The organism is Solibaculum mannosilyticum, from assembly GCF_015140235.1.
Lineage (GTDB): Bacteria > Bacillota > Clostridia > Oscillospirales > Acutalibacteraceae > Solibaculum > Solibaculum mannosilyticum.
Genome location: NZ_AP023321.1, coordinates 140510 through 156921 on the forward strand (window position 1 = coordinate 140510; position 16412 = coordinate 156921).

General features: G+C 55.2%; 16 protein-coding genes. 9 read left to right on the forward strand and 7 right to left on the reverse strand.

Features of this window, described 5'->3' with window-relative positions; translation table 11 throughout:
* Window positions 1-100: 100 nt before the first annotated feature.
* The 5 genes from C12CBH8_RS00610 to C12CBH8_RS00630 form a co-directional block, all read right to left on the reverse strand.
* Complete coding sequence (locus tag C12CBH8_RS00610; RefSeq protein WP_215533350.1) at window positions 101-1093, reverse strand: DNA polymerase III subunit; 993 nt, start codon at window positions 1091-1093, stop codon at window positions 101-103.
* A gap of 17 nt (window positions 1094-1110) precedes the next feature.
* Complete coding sequence (locus C12CBH8_RS00615; RefSeq protein ID WP_090263925.1) at window positions 1111-1434, reverse strand: cyclic-di-AMP receptor; 324 nt, start codon at window positions 1432-1434, stop codon at window positions 1111-1113.
* A gap of 73 nt (window positions 1435-1507) precedes the next feature.
* Window positions 1508-2848 carry an aminotransferase class I/II-fold pyridoxal phosphate-dependent enzyme gene (locus tag C12CBH8_RS00620; protein ID WP_099323036.1) on the reverse strand — a complete coding sequence of 447 codons (1341 nt, stop codon included), beginning with the start codon at window positions 2846-2848 and terminating at the stop codon, window positions 1508-1510.
* The gene (locus C12CBH8_RS00625) at window positions 2841-3893 is read right to left on the reverse strand and encodes an alanine racemase (RefSeq protein ID WP_215533351.1); all 1053 of its coding nucleotides are present in this window, start codon (window positions 3891-3893) and stop codon (window positions 2841-2843) included. Before C12CBH8_RS00625 ends, C12CBH8_RS00620 begins: the two co-directional genes overlap by 8 nt.
* A gap of 167 nt (window positions 3894-4060) precedes the next feature.
* The gene (locus C12CBH8_RS00630) at window positions 4061-4909 is read right to left on the reverse strand and encodes a DNA-3-methyladenine glycosylase family protein (RefSeq protein ID WP_099323037.1); all 849 of its coding nucleotides are present in this window, start codon (window positions 4907-4909) and stop codon (window positions 4061-4063) included.
* A gap of 417 nt (window positions 4910-5326) precedes the next feature.
* Between C12CBH8_RS00630 and C12CBH8_RS00635 the strand changes: the two genes are divergently transcribed.
* Window positions 5327-5602: a hypothetical protein gene (locus C12CBH8_RS00635; RefSeq protein WP_090263933.1), complete on the forward strand. Its 276-nt coding sequence runs from the start codon at window positions 5327-5329 to the stop codon at window positions 5600-5602.
* Window positions 5603-5795: 193 nt separating this feature from the next.
* Here the strand turns inward: C12CBH8_RS00635 and C12CBH8_RS00640 are convergent, their stop codons facing one another.
* Window positions 5796-8051, reverse strand: a complete 2256-nt coding sequence (locus C12CBH8_RS00640) for a vitamin B12-dependent ribonucleotide reductase (RefSeq protein WP_215533352.1) — start codon at window positions 8049-8051, stop codon at window positions 5796-5798.
* 314 nt (window positions 8052-8365) lie between these two features.
* On the opposite strand from C12CBH8_RS00640, the gene C12CBH8_RS00645 reads away from it, so the two are divergent.
* Together C12CBH8_RS00645 and C12CBH8_RS00650 are read left to right on the forward strand one after the other, a co-directional pair.
* Entirely contained in the window at window positions 8366-9058 is a 693-nt protein-coding gene (locus tag C12CBH8_RS00645; RefSeq protein WP_215533353.1) for a hypothetical protein, read from the forward strand.
* Complete coding sequence (locus C12CBH8_RS00650; protein ID WP_321199558.1) at window positions 9048-10064, forward strand: ribokinase; 1017 nt, start codon at window positions 9048-9050, stop codon at window positions 10062-10064. The genes C12CBH8_RS00645 and C12CBH8_RS00650 overlap by 11 nt, the downstream gene beginning before the upstream one ends.
* Window positions 10065-10220: 156 nt before the next feature.
* Here the strand turns inward: C12CBH8_RS00650 and C12CBH8_RS00655 are convergent, their stop codons facing one another.
* Window positions 10221-11120 carry a M14 family metallopeptidase gene (locus C12CBH8_RS00655; protein ID WP_215533354.1) on the reverse strand — a complete coding sequence of 300 codons (900 nt, stop codon included), beginning with the start codon at window positions 11118-11120 and terminating at the stop codon, window positions 10221-10223.
* 462 nt (window positions 11121-11582) lie between these two features.
* Between C12CBH8_RS00655 and C12CBH8_RS00660 the strand changes: the two genes are divergently transcribed.
* The 6 genes from C12CBH8_RS00660 to C12CBH8_RS00685 all read left to right on the forward strand — a co-directional run bounded on the left by C12CBH8_RS00660 (window position 11583) and on the right by C12CBH8_RS00685 (window position 16381).
* Window positions 11583-11921: a hypothetical protein gene (locus C12CBH8_RS00660; RefSeq protein WP_090263941.1), complete on the forward strand. Its 339-nt coding sequence runs from the start codon at window positions 11583-11585 to the stop codon at window positions 11919-11921.
* Window positions 11922-12010: 89 nt separating this feature from the next.
* Window positions 12011-13981, forward strand: coding sequence for a V-type ATP synthase subunit I (locus C12CBH8_RS00665; protein ID WP_246441771.1), 1971 nt, complete (start codon window positions 12011-12013; stop codon window positions 13979-13981).
* Window positions 13974-14444: a V-type ATP synthase subunit K gene (locus C12CBH8_RS00670; RefSeq protein WP_090263946.1), complete on the forward strand. Its 471-nt coding sequence runs from the start codon at window positions 13974-13976 to the stop codon at window positions 14442-14444. The genes C12CBH8_RS00665 and C12CBH8_RS00670 overlap by 8 nt, the downstream gene beginning before the upstream one ends.
* 31 nt (window positions 14445-14475) lie before the next feature.
* On the forward strand, window positions 14476-15066 hold the full coding sequence (locus C12CBH8_RS00675; protein WP_215533356.1) for a V-type ATP synthase subunit E: 591 nt from the start codon (window positions 14476-14478) through the stop codon (window positions 15064-15066).
* 27 nt (window positions 15067-15093) lie between these two features.
* Complete coding sequence (locus tag C12CBH8_RS00680) at window positions 15094-16077, forward strand: V-type ATPase subunit (RefSeq protein ID WP_099323044.1); 984 nt, start codon at window positions 15094-15096, stop codon at window positions 16075-16077.
* The gene (locus C12CBH8_RS00685; RefSeq protein ID WP_090263984.1) at window positions 16070-16381 is read left to right on the forward strand and encodes a V-type ATP synthase subunit F; all 312 of its coding nucleotides are present in this window, start codon (window positions 16070-16072) and stop codon (window positions 16379-16381) included. Before C12CBH8_RS00680 ends, C12CBH8_RS00685 begins: the two co-directional genes overlap by 8 nt.
* The last annotated feature ends 31 nt before the right edge of the window (window positions 16382-16412 follow it).

Genomic DNA, 16412 nt, shown 5'->3' on the forward strand with positions numbered 1-16412 from the left:
AATAATCCGTTTGGGGCTGTTTACTAAAAATATTTTCCGGGAAAAGAATCCCCCGCCTTGGTCCTAATCTGATGATTGACCTTGGAGGGGGATTTTTTAATTAACGATTTTGAGAGCACCGCCGTAAGACGGCACATAACCGTGTTACCAATAGGGACTGGTTGGCATTTGCATCCATCCATTGAGAGAAGCCGTCTACACTTTCCAGCAGACGCAACAGTTGATGCCGCGTGAGTTGGGAGGATAATTTGCCGGCTACCTCTGGAAGCCCGGAGAGAAGCGGTCCGCCGCCCTCCCGAAGGACCAAAGCATCCCGAAACAGCGTGGGCAAGATGGAGAGAACCGCCCGCGCCAGTGCCTTGTCATCCTGCAGCTTGCCGGTGGCAATGAGCAAAGGTAACTCGGCAGGGGTCAATAAAGCCTCTCCGATGCGGCCGGTCAGTTGAGCTGACTGGGAAGTCATACCGGCTTCCAGCATGGAAAGCGTATTGCCGATACTGCCGCCGCACAGCTGAGCCAGTTCTTTGATCTGTTTTGGATCGGCATCGGGACAGCGTTGTGTCACCACACGACAGGCTTCTTCTACCGTTACCGGTTCCAAACCAAAGGTCATGCACCGGGAGGTGATGGTGGACAACATGGATTGACGGGCATCGGCCGTCAAAATCAGGCGCACATAGGAGGGCGGTTCCTCCAGTAACTTTAAAAGGGCGTTTTGCGCCTGCATCGTCATACGATGGGCGTTTGCCAAGATATATACTTTATAAGGGGATTCATTGGGCAGGATGCCAGCATCGCCCCGTACCTCACGGATGACGTCGATGTGGAAGGCCCCTGCCCGATCGGCCGAAGCGTACTCAAATACGTCCGGATGGATGCCTTCAAATACTTTGTGGCAGGGGGCACACTGGCCGCAAGGGACTTCCTCTTCCCCACGGCATAGAAGCGCCGCCGCCAAAAGGCGGGCCAAGGTCCGTTTCCCGCATCCGTTCTGCCCCGTGAGCAAGACGGCATGCGGCAGCTGGCCGGCGTCCACCAGACGGGCCAGCTGGCCTTTTACCGATTGATTCCCTACTAGACCATGAAACTTCATACAAAGCCCTTACTCAATTATAGTTTTACAAATTTCTCCACGTCCACAACAAATACTGTGGCGCCGCCGATCTTGATCTCCACAGGATAGTTGGTGTACATTCCCATGCCGTAGACCGAGGGATCCGGCATCGTCTGTGTTCTCTGGCGGCTGTATTTGGAGATGATGTCGATGACCGCATCCACCTTATCGTCCTCCACGCCGATGAGGAACGTGGTATTGCCCGCACGGAGGAAACCGCCGGTGGTAGCTAATTTTGTGGTGGAAAAGCCCTCCTTGGTGAGCGCCGAGGATAATATAGCGCTGTCGTCATTGTTGACCACTGCAAGTACGAGTTTCATAACTGTATTCCCCTTTCGCCATACAGGATCACGTCGTCCTGCACGATATGTAATGGGAGCCTTTCTCCCGTTTCTATTTTACCACTTTTAATCGCCTGATTCCAGAGTGAATGAGTTCCAGCTGTACCCTTTGGTCTATTTTTTCCCCGGGCATGACCAGAGGCACGCCGGGAGGGCAGGGACAAGCGGCCTGAGCGGCGACGCGTCCCACGCACTGTTCTACATCCACCCATTGAGAAGGGCCCAGTACAGCCGCCCGAGGACGTTCCACCGCCTCCGGAAGGGTGGGTGCAAAATAGGCTTCTGACTGTTCCGTACCGTGGGGAAGAGCTGTAAGGGCATCCATGAGGCGTTGTAAATGCCGCTTCTCGTGGAAGGGGGAGGGGAGCAGTACAACCCACCCTTTGTCTGACATCTCCGGCTCAATCCCGTAAAGACGCAGATGCTCAGCGGCACGGCGGCCATCGACTCCGACAGCCAGGGTATTGAAAGCCAGACGCACTGGATCAACAGGACCTTTGGGGGAGGGGATTCCAAGTCCCTCCGCCCTTTTCTTGACCTCCTCCACCTGACCCTGTAATTGTGAAAAAGCAGCATTGCCTTTCTCCTGCATCCAGCTGCGACATAGATCCAGGGAAGCCATAATGGGATAGGAGGGGCTGGTGGAACCAAAGAGAGCCATGGCATCCAAAGCGCCTTCCGCCGGCATGCGCTGTCCCAGCTGAAGCCAGGCGCCGCCCGTGAGCACCGGGAGGGTTTTGTGAGCCGAATCCGCACAGGCGTCGGCCCCCAGGTGAAGGGGATGGATATCGGGCGTCAGGAGGGAAAAGTGAGCGCCGTGGGCGTTGTCCACCAGCAGCAGGACGCCCCGGCGACGGCATACCGCCGCTAAGGAGGCGATATCACTGCGCGTGCCGTAGTAATCGGGGGAGGTGACGTACACCGCTTTGGCGTCGGGATGGCGCAAAAGCGCATCCTCCACGTCGTCGGGATGAATGCGGCCGGGGAGGCCGGGACCGGCATCGGGACGTGGCAATACCCATACGGGAGTGATGTCCAGGAGGGCCATGGCGTTGACCGCCGACCGATGGAGCGTCCGGCCAAAGATGACCTTACCTCCCGTGGGGGCTGCCAGATAAAGCATAGCCTGGATACACAAGGTGCATCCTCCCGACGAAAGCAAGGTGCGCTTGGCATGAAAAAAACCGGCGGCCAGTTCCATAGCCTGTGCGATGGGCCCATCGGCCTCATACAGACTATCGGTATCCGGCAGCTCGGTGAGATCCAGGCGTTTGAGATCCCCCAGTCCATCCAGTGGGGATGGGAGACCCTTATGGCCCGGCGTATGAAAGGAAATACGGCCCAGGGAAAGATGCCCCCGCAGGGCCTGTACAAGAGGCATACTATTAGACATAGTCCCTCCTCATGGTAGCATTGATGTGATCGGGGCTTGCGTCGATGTAAACCAAATCGCCGGAGGAACAGGTGATATCCGTGACGTCCACCGCCATGGAAGTATATCCCACATGGCCGATGACCGGCACCGTCTGCCCGCTGATTTCACAAGTCAGACGGTGTTTGCGCCAGAAAGAGAAGGCATTGTTTTGACGCCACTCGGTAAAGAGGCCGTCGGCAAACCCCACCGGTACAACGGCAACTCTAGTAGCACGCCGCGTGTGGAAGGCGGCCTGGGGACCGATTTTCCGTCCCTCCGGCACCCAATACACCTGGCTGACCTCGGCCACCACACGTCCTACCTGACGGAGTCCCCATTTTTCTCGATACGGGGAACCGCCCAACAGAGCGTCGTCCAGACGGACGGCCTGAGTGCGCATCCAGGGGAAGGTGAGGAACCCCATAGGCCCCGCATAATGGATCACCTCGGGATCGATGCCCTCCCGTTTAAAGAGACGCACCGCTTCCTGGAAGCTGCGGAATCGGGCTCGTTCCTTTTTCTCACTTTTGAAGGGGCCGGGAGGCTGGGAATAAATCCCGCACACCAGCAAATTGCCCAGCCCCTTGATGGTACGCACCACCTTGCCCGCTTCTGATACGGGGAATCCGCCCCGAGCCATGCCGCAGTCAAAGTGCACATGTACCCTTGCCCGTGTGTTAAACTCCCGGGCGGCGCTGCTGAGCAGGACAGCCTCCTCATTGGAGCCGATCGAAGCGATGATGCGATCCTGCTGTACCACTCGTCTGGCCGTATCGGCATTGAGGCAGGACATCAGCAGCACGTCCACATTGGTGACGGCGCTGATCAGACGTTCAGCCTCCTCCAGCCGGGACACTGCCACCAGACCTACGCCGCTCTGATGGAGCAGGCGCGCGATGGGGACATCCCCCAGGCCGTAGGCGTTGCCCTCCAGCACCGGGATGACCTGAGATTTACCGGCCGCTTTCACAAGGGCGCGGAAATTATATAAAACCTTGTCGATTTGTACCATTAGGGTCGTCATAGTTCAAAGCCTCCTGCCCCGGCGTGCGGTTGCGAAACCAAGCCAAGTATCGCCTTTTTCCACAAGGGAAAATTACACCGGCATTGCTAAAAATAATACCATTCCCCTACAGATTTTGTCAATTGAAGAGGAGGCTTTCCAGAGAAAAAAGTCAAAAAAGGTCTATCTTATGACGATTGTTCCTGTAAAATCTCCCGGCCGGGACCACATCTTGACCAATGGTAGATATACTGTTGGGCAAGTCCCGCACAATGGGCAAAACAGGAGGGGAGTCCCTGAGGGAATAAAATCCCCATTGTGCGCTTGATCCATACGTCGGCGGGGAAGGCGTCCATGCGTCCCATGCCGTAGAGCAGGACGCATTCAGCCACCTTGGGTCCCACGCCCTTGACAGAGCGAAGCCGTTCCCGCGCCTCATCCAAGGGCAGACGGGCAATCGCCTCCAGATCAAGGTGGCCATCGGCCACTTTGCGGGCGGCGTCGATAAGATAGGGGGCACGGTAACCGCAGCGCAGAGGAGCCAGTTGCTCTAGTGTGACACAGGCTAAGGCTTCCGGCGTGGGAAAGGCGAAAAGGCCGTCGGCCAGGGGCTCGCCGAAATCGGCACATAGGCGGGACACAATGGATCGAATACGGGGAATGTTGTTGTTTTGCGAGATCAGGAAGGAGCACAGGGCTTCCCAGGCCGGTTGGGCGAGAATGTGGATGCCTGGGGCAAAGGCCACGATAGGGGCCAGGACGGGATGCTCCGCCATCTCTTGGCGGAGGGCATTGTAATCCCGGTCCAGATCAAAGTAGGGGCGCCAGAGCTCCTGGAAATCGGCGAGATCAGCCCCTTCCAGCAGGAGGACATCCTCTGATTGACGGACTATTATTGTCCGTCCGGACACCACTCCTCTCCAATTGCCCGGACCCAGCTGATCCCATCGGAAGCACTGGCCGCAGCTCAGCGTCTCGTCCAGATCAAAGCAGGAGGCTTTGACCTCGATGCCGTGGGGTAATACGCGGTATTCCATTGACTCATCCCCTTCATCGAGATACAATCCTTTGCAAAGGAAAAAGGCTCGGCCGTCCGGCGAAAAAATACACAATCTTCAGGAGCTGGACGGGTGCCCATTGGGTAAAAAAACGAGACGACGTAAAGCGCAATAAACTCCACGTATCTTCACAAGTTGACATAATTTTATTGTGCTGTTTATTCTTAAACAGCAGAGCTTGAAAGTACGGTTGGATGTTTCCACTGGAGTTGTCCACACTTTCCACAGGTTTTTCCACATGGATTATGTAAACCTGTGGATATACCTTCCGTATAACACACTGGAAAAGGGGACGATTCCAGAAAAATGAAACGTTAACTGCTTAAAGCAGGATGACGATGCCTATACTACAGCTATCATCGCCGCGAAAAGGTGTAAAAAGGAGGGTGACCCATCATGATCCGAGGGGTCAATAAGCAGATTGTTGAAGTCAGCGAAACCGAAAACGATTACTTTGAACGGGCTATTTTGTTTGTACGGCCCGGGGCTATGGATTCGCCGGAGCCGGAATTGAGAAAGCAGGCCAAAGCTCTGCTGCAAAGCATGGGGAAAGCAAAAGGCAAATCCCGCAGAACCAGGAGCTTCCGCGCCAAGGGAATGGCGCGTCTGGGAGTGGCCGCCGGGATGGGTGCTACTTTAGCGCTGTTAGCAGCCCGGCTGTTTGCTTTTTAATCCGGGACTATGTAAAAACGGGAGTGAGTGTCCCTTTGCGGGATGATTCACTCCCATTTTTCATAGTTTCAAAGAACCAGAGATACTTTGTCCCGCCTGAGGCAAATGGGGCGGGACGGCGTCAAAGCCCACGGATTTTACATACACGTGGAGAACAGTGAGTCTCTTTTAATCGACGGTAAGGGACGCCGTATCAGTTGCATTTGGAATATCCACAGTTGCGGCAGATGACGCAGCCGCCCTCGTGCTCCAGGGGTATGCCGCATTCCGGACAGAACCGCATGGCTCCGGGATTGGGCAGAGCCTTGTCCACCGTGGGCTGTGTCATGACAGGGGCGGGAATGTTTTCTCCCTGCTGCGCTGCCCCAAACCCATTTTGCATCTTTTGGAGTTTTTCCAAGGCCCGAGCGATGGCGTCGGGACAAGAGGTGCACTTCATACCCGGCTGACGGATGGTGGAGGGACAACGGATGCCCTTGAGCTGATCCACCAGCTTTTCCACCTTGATGCCCGAACGCAGCGCCACTGAAATGAGACGTGCCGTGGCCTCCGACTGAGAGGGACATCCGCCGGCCTTGCCGGTGTTGGTAAACACTTCGCAGATGCCCTTGTCGTCGTAATTGACGGTGATGTAAAGGTTGCCGCATCCGATCTTAACCCGTTCGGTAAAGCCGTTGGTGATCTCGGGACGTTGACGAGGGGTAATGGCGGCCGCTGCTTCCGGCTCCTGGGATCCAGAGACCTTCCCGATGTTGAGTACCTGGGAATCCCGGCTGCCGTCCCGGTAGATGGTGACGCCCTTGCAGCCCAGGCGATAGGCAAGGCGGTAGACTTGGGCTACATCCTCGCGGGTGGCATCGTGAGGGAAATTGACGGTTTTGGATACAGCGTTGTCGGTGTGATCCTGGAAGGCGGCCTGCATGCGGATGTGGGCTTCGGGAGAGATGTCGTGAGCCGAGAGGAATACCCGGCGGATATCCTCCGGGATATCGTCCATGTGGGCGATGGTCCCCTCCTTGGCGATGCGCCGCATGAGATCGTCGGAATAAAGGCCGCGTCTTGTGAGCTCCCGCTTGAGGATGGGATTGACCTCGATCATCTCGGTGCCGTCCATGATGTTGCGGATGAATACATAGGCAAACACCGGTTCCACGCCGGAAGAGCATCCGGCGATGATGGAAAGGGTACCGGTGGGCGCGATGGTGGTGATGGTGGCGTTGCGCAGAGGGGAACCGTCCTTTAATGTGCTCTCTTCAAACAAAGGGAAGGCTCCGCGCTCTTCGGCCAGGCGTTCGCTGGCCTCATGGCCTTTCTGGTTGATAAATTCCATCACCTCGTGGGCCAGCTGGATGGATTCCGGAGAGCCGTAGGGCAGTCCCAGCATGAGAAGGGCATCGGCCCATCCCATGACTCCCAGCCCGATCTTGCGGGTGGAACGGGTGACCTGGTCGATGATGGCGAGAGGATAACGGTTTGCCTCAATGACGTTGTCCAGAAAATGGACGGCTGTGGCTACGGTGCGTCCCAGATGGTCCCAATCCATTTCAAAACGCCCGTCCACCGTCTCCTTGACCATGCGGGTCAGGTTGATGGAGCCTAAATTACAGGCTTCGTAGGGCAGGAGGGGTTGTTCGCCGCAGGGGTTGGTGGATTCGATCTCCCCCTGGGAGGGAACCACATTGTCCCGATTGAGCCGGTCCAGGAAGATGATGCCCGGTTCGCCGTTGCGCCAGGCCGAATCGACGATTTTATCAAAGACCTCCCGGGCATTCAGGGTACCGGTGACCCGATTGGTGGAGGGGTCGATGAGAGGATATTCCTCGCCCCGTTCCACCGCCTCCATAAAGGCTTCGGTGATGCCCACCGAGATATTGAAATTGGTGATTTCGGTGTTAACCTTTTTGCAGTCGATAAATTCTAAGATGTCGGGATGATCCACACGGAGGATGCCCATGTTGGCGCCGCGGCGGGTACCGCCCTGTTTGACGGCTTCGGTGGCCATATTGAACACCCGCATAAAGCTGACCGGGCCGGAGGCCACGCCGCCGGTGGTATTGACGGTCGACCCCTTGGGGCGCAGTCGGGAGAAGGAGAAGCCGGTGCCGCCGCCCGATTTGTGGATGAGAGCGGCGTTCTTGATGGATTCAAAGATATCCTCCATGCTGTCGTCAACCGGAAGGACGAAGCAGGCCGAAAGCTGGCCTAAGGGACGCCCGGCGTTCATCAGGGTGGGAGAATTGGGCAGGAAGTCCAGGGAGGTCAATACCTCCAAAAATTCTTTGGCGGTTTTAGTCGGGTCGGCGTCGGGATGAAATTTCTCATCGGGCTGGGCGATGGCATTTGCCACCCGTTCAAATAGTTGTTCTACTGTCTCCATTGTTTGCCCCTGGCTGTTACGGATCAGATACCGCCGCTCCAGTACCGTACGGGCATTTTGGTTAATCTCCATGGATATTAGACCTCCTGTGTGTTTTAGATCAAAATTCTCTTTCTAAAAAATGGCACAATATAGTGTATATCTTTAGAGAAGAAAAGTCAATCAGTTGTGGATATAGAAAAAATATCCTTTTATATGGGAGGCAGGCGCACAGGGAGGAAACAGTGTCGTTTCAGCAGGATATACAGAACAAGCCTATGTCATTTGGCTTTGAATGGATGGTTTTTTATGGTATAGTAATTGCATGGGTATATGGGATATTCGTGCCATTTTGTTGTTTGGAACGTTGTACATGGATATCAAAAAAGGCCGGGAGGAGGAAGGACATGCCTTATTGGATCATAACAGCGCCCAAGATGCCGACAGGAGATATGCCTCAGGAGAGACTGCAAGGCCGCATCCAAAAGGGAAGGATACTGCTTGAGGCGGCGGGCCGTCTTTTTGAGCAGGGCGGCATGGTGCTGGACCAGTTTTTGTATCCTTACGTGGACCGGGTAATTTTGGACGGCGGCGGATGTCTCAAAGGAATTATCTCCTTGGGCGACCGGATGCTGGTTGAAGCGCCGGACGGATTAAACAGGGATTTTCTCGGTCATGAAACCGGACTAACGGTGCATATAGTAGAAAAGCGCCCGGATTTTTCCTCCTTTTTCGGAGAAGAGACGAGTATTTCCAGCGTTTCCCCATGGGATCCCCCCACGGCTATTGTGCGCTGGGATGGAAGAAATCTGCCCGACGGATGGAAGGACTATGAGCTGCGCCGGTTTTGCAAACGGTGGCAGGCCTTTGTGGAGATGGCGGAACGTCAGCTCCGGAGCGGCGGCGGACGGATGGAGTTGGCCGAAGGGCAGATATTGCTTGTTTCTCTGCCGCCTGCCGGCCTGGGGAGAGAATGCACGGCGATAGAACAGCAAAAGGAAAAAATTGCATCCATCTACCGCAGCCAGATGGATCCCATCTTTCCCCAGGGATCCCCGTCCCTATTATGGACGGAAGGGATGCCCGTCTTTGGAGAATGAGATCCCGGTGCAGCACCGCATCACCATAGGGCGTCCGGCCGATGGAAAGGCCGGACGCCAAGCTAAGAGGAGTGTGAAAAATATGAAAATTCTCAATTATGGTTCCCTCAACATCGATTATGTCTATGACGTCCCCCACTTTGTACAACCGGGGGAGACCATACATGCCCCCTCCCGCACCATCCACTGCGGCGGAAAAGGACTCAATCAATCAGTAGCGCTGGCAAAGGCAGGGGCTAAGGTGTACCATGCCGGACGCATCGGGGAGGACGGCGGTTTTCTATTGGAGACCCTCAAGCAGGAGGGCATTGATACCCAGTTTATTACCGTATCCCAGGAACCCACTGGCCATGCAGTCATCCAGGTGGATGCAAAAGGGGAAAACGCCATTGTCATTTATGGTGGCGCCAACCGTACCATTACATCCCGTGAGATTGCCAAAGTGTTTGAACACTTTGAGGCAGGGGATATGCTGGTTCTGCAAAACGAGATCAACGACCTGGATCTCATCATGAAGACCGCCAGGGAACGGGGGATGATCGTAGTATTTAATCCTGCTCCTTTTGACGGGCAGGTTCTAAGCCTTCCATTGGAAACGGTCAACTTGTTTGTGGTCAACCGGCAGGAGGGAGCGGCCTTGAGCGGATGTACCCGTGCTGAGGATATTGTCAAGGGCATTGTGCAGAAATACCCCTCCAGTGCAGTGGTGCTTACCTTAGGATCCAAAGGCAGCCTCTATTACGACGGCACCCGTATGCTGACCCAGGGGATCTACAATGCGCCGGTCATCGATACCACCGGCGCAGGGGATACCTACATCGGCTATTTTGCCGCCATGTGGGCCCAGGGGTCGGAGATACAGAGGGCAATGGATCTGGCATCCAAAGCGTCGTCGATTGCGGTATCCCATCCGGGGGCGGCAGTGTCCATCCCCGCTATGGATGAAGTACAGGATACCTATTTGGACGCTGTTTCACTGGAGGATGGGGAGATTCCGCTGCTTTAAATTACAGGATAATCTGAGGCCAAGCTTTTATTGGCAAGGGCAGCAGATGGGGAAAAACAGATATAAAAATAATATCAATAAAAATCAGCCGGCTGTCCGATCTGAGGGCAGCCGGCTGATTTTTTATTTTGTGTAAAAAGAATGCCTTAAGAGCTGTTACATGAGAGCGGCTAAGAGCAGCATCTCCTCGATTTTATCGTAAACATCCGGATAATCGCTCAAGGGAAGGGGATTTTTCCCCCGGCCGATTTCAATGGTAAAGGCCGGACGATGAAATTCCTCAATAAACCAATCTTTAAAACCGCCGTGGGAAGCAAGGCCGTCGGGTGACGACATCTGGTACCCGCTGGAAGCGGCCAGGACGCCGGCCATCACTTTGGATCTGGGCGGGGTATTGTCGCCATAGCACCAGTAGATTTCCTCCCCCTGGCTGTGCATGGCCAAGACGTGACGGAAGGGATACGTGCGGCACAGCTTCACAAGCCAGGAAGATTCCGGTTCACTGTGAGCGGCGGGACCGCCGTACTGTCTCATGGCAGGACCGCGGATCCCGGATTTGATCTCCATCTCGTGGAGGATTTCCCATCCGGCGTCAAAGTTGTGGTTGAGATCGACGCCGCGGGCATTGGCCTGCCAATGAGGGAAATCCCCTTTCGCCAATGCCGACACCTGTCTAGCGTTCCACAAAGCGCCGGCAGCGCCTCGCAGGGCGATCTCGGTCCCGTCGGGATTGAGGCATGGTACAATGACCAAGCCCCGTCCCACCATGGCGTTTCGCACATCGATGTTGGATACCCGGCGGCCCGTATCAATGGCCTCACACAGCTTCTCTGTGAAACGCATGAGGGTCAGGACAGTCAGCCATTCGCTGCCGTGGACGCCTCCGACGTACAAGACCTTATCCTCGGCCTGGCCCAGAGTGAGACACAAAATCGAACGTCCCAGGCTCGTGCGTCCCGGCTCCATTTTCTCCAGGAAAGGGTACTTTTTGGTCAAGGCTTCCGCCCAATCGCGTACCGTGGCATAGTCGGGATGGCAGGCAGTTACAATACTCATAGGGTATTCCTCCCTTATAATCCATACGTTATCCCATACATATGCCGAAAGGGGGACGCCCTAGAAGAGAAAAAGCCGGATGTTTTGAAAGATGGAACAAAAAGCATCCATTTTTCATACAGTACACGGTACTGCATACCTCTAAAACTTTATATATATTATCCTTAAATTAAGATTAAAATCACATAGTTCCAACAGAATTCCACAAGAAAGAGAGGGCGGATTATAAGAAAAGAAGAATGTTTATAACGGAAAAAGAAAGAATATGCCTGGTGGATTTTTTCAAAAATATAGAATAACAAAAGAAAAACTCTAGAGAAATACAACAAATAAAATTGATAAAACGACAAAAAATAATTGAAAATTGGAAAATAATATGATATAATTCGTGCAATTCCCAAATTTAGAACATGTTAAACTATACTGGGTTGTGGGGCAGATCCGTAAAGAAGCCTCACAAAAATGGAAAAAAGGATGGTGGTGATTCGGGTGGCAAAGGAAGCGATGGATCGCATTTATGAGGCGGAGGAACAGGCGGCAGCCTGTATCCGGGAGGCGCAGGAGCAGGCCAGAATCCTTTTGGCCAAAGCCAAGGAAGAGGCTCCGGCGCGTATTCGGGAAGCGCTTTCCCAGGTTGCTGCCGAGGAGAAAAAGTTTTTGGATCAGGCTTCCAAAGAGGGGGGAAAACAGGCGGAGATCGTCGAGGCGCAGTACGAACAAAAGGTTGAGGCTGTGGCAAAAGCGGCGAAACAATGCCATGCCCAGGCCATTGAAGCGGCTATCAGCTGTATTCTGGAATGAGAAATAGAATGTAGAGGGCTGGTAAGCCGAGGAAATCGCATTCAAATAGTCAAATCGTAAGGGAAAGGTGGTGGACGCCGTTGGCCATTGTGCAAATGAAGCGCATCCACATCGTTGCCCTGCAAACCGATCGCAAAGCCATTTTAGAACACATCCAGCGATTTGAAGCGGTGGAGGTCCGCCCTGTCCGAGGGGAGGACGACCGTCTGAGCAAAAAGGACACGTCCCGTCAGATCGCCACCTTTGACCGCGGCATCCAGACGGCCAAGGAAGCTTTGGCCATCTTGGATGAGAAAGCGGCGGAAAAAAAGGTATTGTTTGCCCCACGGCGTCAGGTGGATGAGAAGCAATACCGCCAGTCGGCGGGGGAGTGGAAGCAGTACCTGGATGTGGCGCAAGAGATCCTGGCGCTTTCCAAGGAGGCTGAGGAACACCGGTCGGCAGCCGTCAAACTGGAGGCCCAGATCGAGACGCTGCGGCCTTGGGAGAGGTTGGACGTCCCTATGAAGGAGAAAGGTTCCACCCATGCGGCCGCCATGATCGGCACTTTGCCGGAGGAGATAACGCCGGAATCCATCCGGGAACGGCTTCCGGACCTGCCGGAGGAGACCTATCTGGAGGTGGTGTCGTCCACCCGGGAACAGACGTGTCTTTTTGTGGCGAGTTACCGGCCCGAGGCCGAACGGGTGGAATCACTGCTTCGCACCATTGGGTTTGGACGTCCGGGATGGTCGCTGTCTCACCGGACATGCCGGGAGAAGATCCAGAGGCTGGAGCAGCTTATCGCAGAGCATCGGGAAAAAGCAGAGCAGTGTGAACAGTCCATCGTGGATCATAGAGAGGATCGGCGCAAGCTGGAATTTCTCTCCGACTACCTGGCCATGCGCCGGGAGAAATACGAGGTCTTGGAGCGGCTGGGCCTCACGGAACACGTCTTTGTGCTGGAGGGATACGTCCCGGCCAAGGCGGCCGGGAAAATAGCCGCCATCTTGGAGAAGCGGTACGGCGCCTATGTAGAACTTTTGGAGCCGGACGATCCGGAAGATGTGCCAAAAGCCTTTCAGAATGGACCATTTGTAGCGCCGGTGGAGGGCATTACGGCATCCTATTCCATGCCGGGGACCCATGATCTGGATCCCAACCCGGTGATGGCGTTTTTCTATTACCTGCTGTTTGGAATGATGCTGTCCGACGCAGGATACGGCATCCTCATCAGCATCGCGACCGGGTACATCGGCTTTTTCAGCAAAGCCGAACGCCGTACGAAAAACACCATGCGGATGTTTTTCTATTGCGGCCTGTCCACCACATTCTGGGGGGCCTTGTACGGAAGCTGGTTCGGCAATGCTGTAGGCGCCATCGCAGAAAATTTTCTGGGCAGCAGTTTTGCCATTGCGCCCATCTGGTTTGACCCGTCCAAAGACCCCATGACGCTGCTCATCTTCAGCATCGCCGTAGGAGTGGTGCATATCTTATTGGGGCTTGGCGTCAAGTTTTACAACCTGTGCCGCCAAGGGAAACCTCTCGACGCAGTATTCGACGCCGGGTTCTGGATGCTGGCCATCGCGGGCTTGTCGATTATGGCGGCCGGTATGGTAGCCCTGCCTGAGACGGTGCTGGGCAACGTGGGTATCGGCATGACGGTGGTTGGCTTCCTGGGGTTATTGTGTACCCAGGGCCGGGACAAAAAGAACATTTTGGGGAAGATCCTGGGAGGTATTATGTCGCTTTACGACATCACCGGCTTTTTCTCCGATATCCTGTCCTACTCCCGCCTGATGGCTTTGGGCCTGACCACCGGCATCATCGCCGCCACCATCAATACCCTGGGCACCCTGCCCGGCAAAGGAGTGGTGGGAGTGATCGCCTTTGCGGTCATCTTTGTGGCGGGCCACGCCATGAATCTGGCCATCAATATGCTGGGTGCTTACGTCCATTGCAACCGTCTGCATTATGTGGAATTTTTCAAGCAGTTTTACGAGGGCGGCGGCAAACTGTTTACCCCCTTTGCCGTCAACACACAATACATCCGTTTGAAGGAGGAACAACAAGATGATTGATATGTTAGGATTGTTTTTTGCCTTGGCCGGATCGGCCATCGCCGTGATTTTAGCCGGCATCGGATCGGCCAAGGGCGTCGGCATGGTGGCCGAAGCGTCGGCCGGCGTGGTGGTGGAGGACGCCTCCAAATTCACAAAGCTGCTGATTTTACAGGTGCTGCCCGGTACACAGGGCCTGTACGGATTCGTGGTATCCATCATGATCCTTCTGAACCTCAACGCTGAAATGTCTTTCCTCACGGGACTTCTCTATTTTATCGCCGCACTGCCCATCGCATTCGGCGGACTGTTCTCGGCCATCGCCCAGGCGCGTGTGGCCACCTCAGGCGTCAACATCATCGCCAAAAAGCCCAATGAATCGGGCAAGGCCATCACCTCGGCGGCGTTGGTGGAATTCTATGCGCTGCTGTCCTTCATCATTTCCATCTTGGCTGTGGTCAACATCCCGGGTTACGGCGTATAACCGGCCTGTTGCCTCGGAAAGGGAGGATTGTATGAACGGGCTGGATAGCATTGTCAACAAGATTTTAGAAGAAGCCAAGGGAGAGGCCGACGCCATATTGGCCGACGCCCAAAAACAAGCCGATGAGATGTTAGGGGAGGCCGATCAAGAGGCGCAAAGACAGGCGGCCCAGAGATGGGAATCGGCTGAGAAAAAAGCTGAATCCATCCGAGCTGCAAAGGTGTCGGCCGCCCATTTAAGTGGACGGGAACGTATCCTGGCCGCCAAAGGTCAGGCCATCGACCAGATTTTAAATGAGGCCAGACACAGCCTGATGTCCTTGCCGGAGGGGCAGTATTTCGCCATGCTGAAAAAGCTGATCCTGGCCCATGTACGGCCGGGAGAAGGGGAGATGCTGCTGTCCCAGGAGGATAAGGACCGTCTGCCCAAGCGCTTTTTGAAGGAAGTGAACGCCGAGATCGAAGGAGGGAACTTGTCCCTCAGCGAAGAGACGGCCGAACTTGGCGGCGGCGTGATCCTGCGGTACGGCGGCGTGGAGGAAAACTGCTCTTTGGACGCCCTGTTCCGGGACCGCCGCGAGACGTTGCAGGACCGTGTGGCTCAGGTGCTGTTCCACGTATAACCCGCGGCCCGAAGGAGTGAATGCGCTTTGGCGATAAAAGATACCAATTATGTATATGCTGTGGCCAACATCCGGGTCAAGGAGATGGGTCTCTTAACCCGGTCGGATGTGGACGCCATGCTGGCCGCTCCCACGTTGGAGGACGCCGTCCGCCTTCTGGAGGATAAGGGCTGGCAGGGGGCCGACCGTCTGGAACCCTGGCAGTTTGAGACCATTCTGACCAATGAACTACAGGACGCCTGGGAGTACGTCCGAGGTCTGTCTCCCCAGCCGGAAGTGTTTGACCTGTTATTGTACCCCAACGATTTTCACAATCTCAAGGCCTGCATCAAGGGAGCCTATGCCAATGTCCCGGTAGACGGGCTATTCCTACAGCCGTCGGTGCTGGATCCGGAGGAGATGAACCGATGCATTCAAAAGGGGGAGCGGGACAAGCTGCCCGATTTGGTGCGGGAGCCGGCACAAAGGGCATATGAAATCCTCAGCCACACCGGGGATGGGCAATTGTGTGACGTGCTTTTGGACAGAGCGTGTTTGGATGCCATTCAAAAGGCGGCCGACGGCAGCAAAAGCAAATGGATGACAGAGCTGGGCCACATCATGGTGGACACCGCCAACATCAAAACGTCGGTGCGGGCCTGCCGGACAGGAAAAGGGTTGGACTTTTTGCAGCAGGCCATCGCCCCATGCAGTGGCTTTGACCGGGAGGAGCTCATCAAGTCGGCGCTTCAAGGGGAACAGGCGCTGCGGGAATTTTTGTCCCACACCTCTTATGCCCAGGGGATCGAGTTGCTGGCCGATTCCCTAAGCCCCTTTGAAAAATGGTGCGACGACCTGGTTCTCAAGCAGATGCTTCCCACCAAATTGACGGCCTTCGGAGAAGGCCCTTTGGCCGCCTACCTGATGGCCAAACAGGCTGAGATCAAAACGGTGCGCATCGTGCTGCTGGGAAAACAGGGCGGCGTCCCGCAGGATGTCATCCGGGAAAGGGTGCGTGAACTGTATGGATAAAATCGGGGTAATCGGCGATTACGATTCCATCTGCGGATACAGTGCCCTGGGGTTGGATATCTTTCCCGTCACCGAGGCGGGGGAGGCGTCGGCGACGCTGCGCAAATTGGCGGCGGGCGGATACGCCATTCTGTACATCACCGAAGGGATGTTCCAGCAGATCCGCAATACAGTCGACCGGTACAAGGACGACTATCTGCCGGCCATTATTCCCATCCCCGGACAGGGCGGATCCTTAGGCATTGGTATGGGGCTTGTCAACCAGTCGGTGGAACGGGCGGTGGGATCGGATATTTTGTCCTGACCGAAACTGAGCATGAAAGATCCGCCATAAA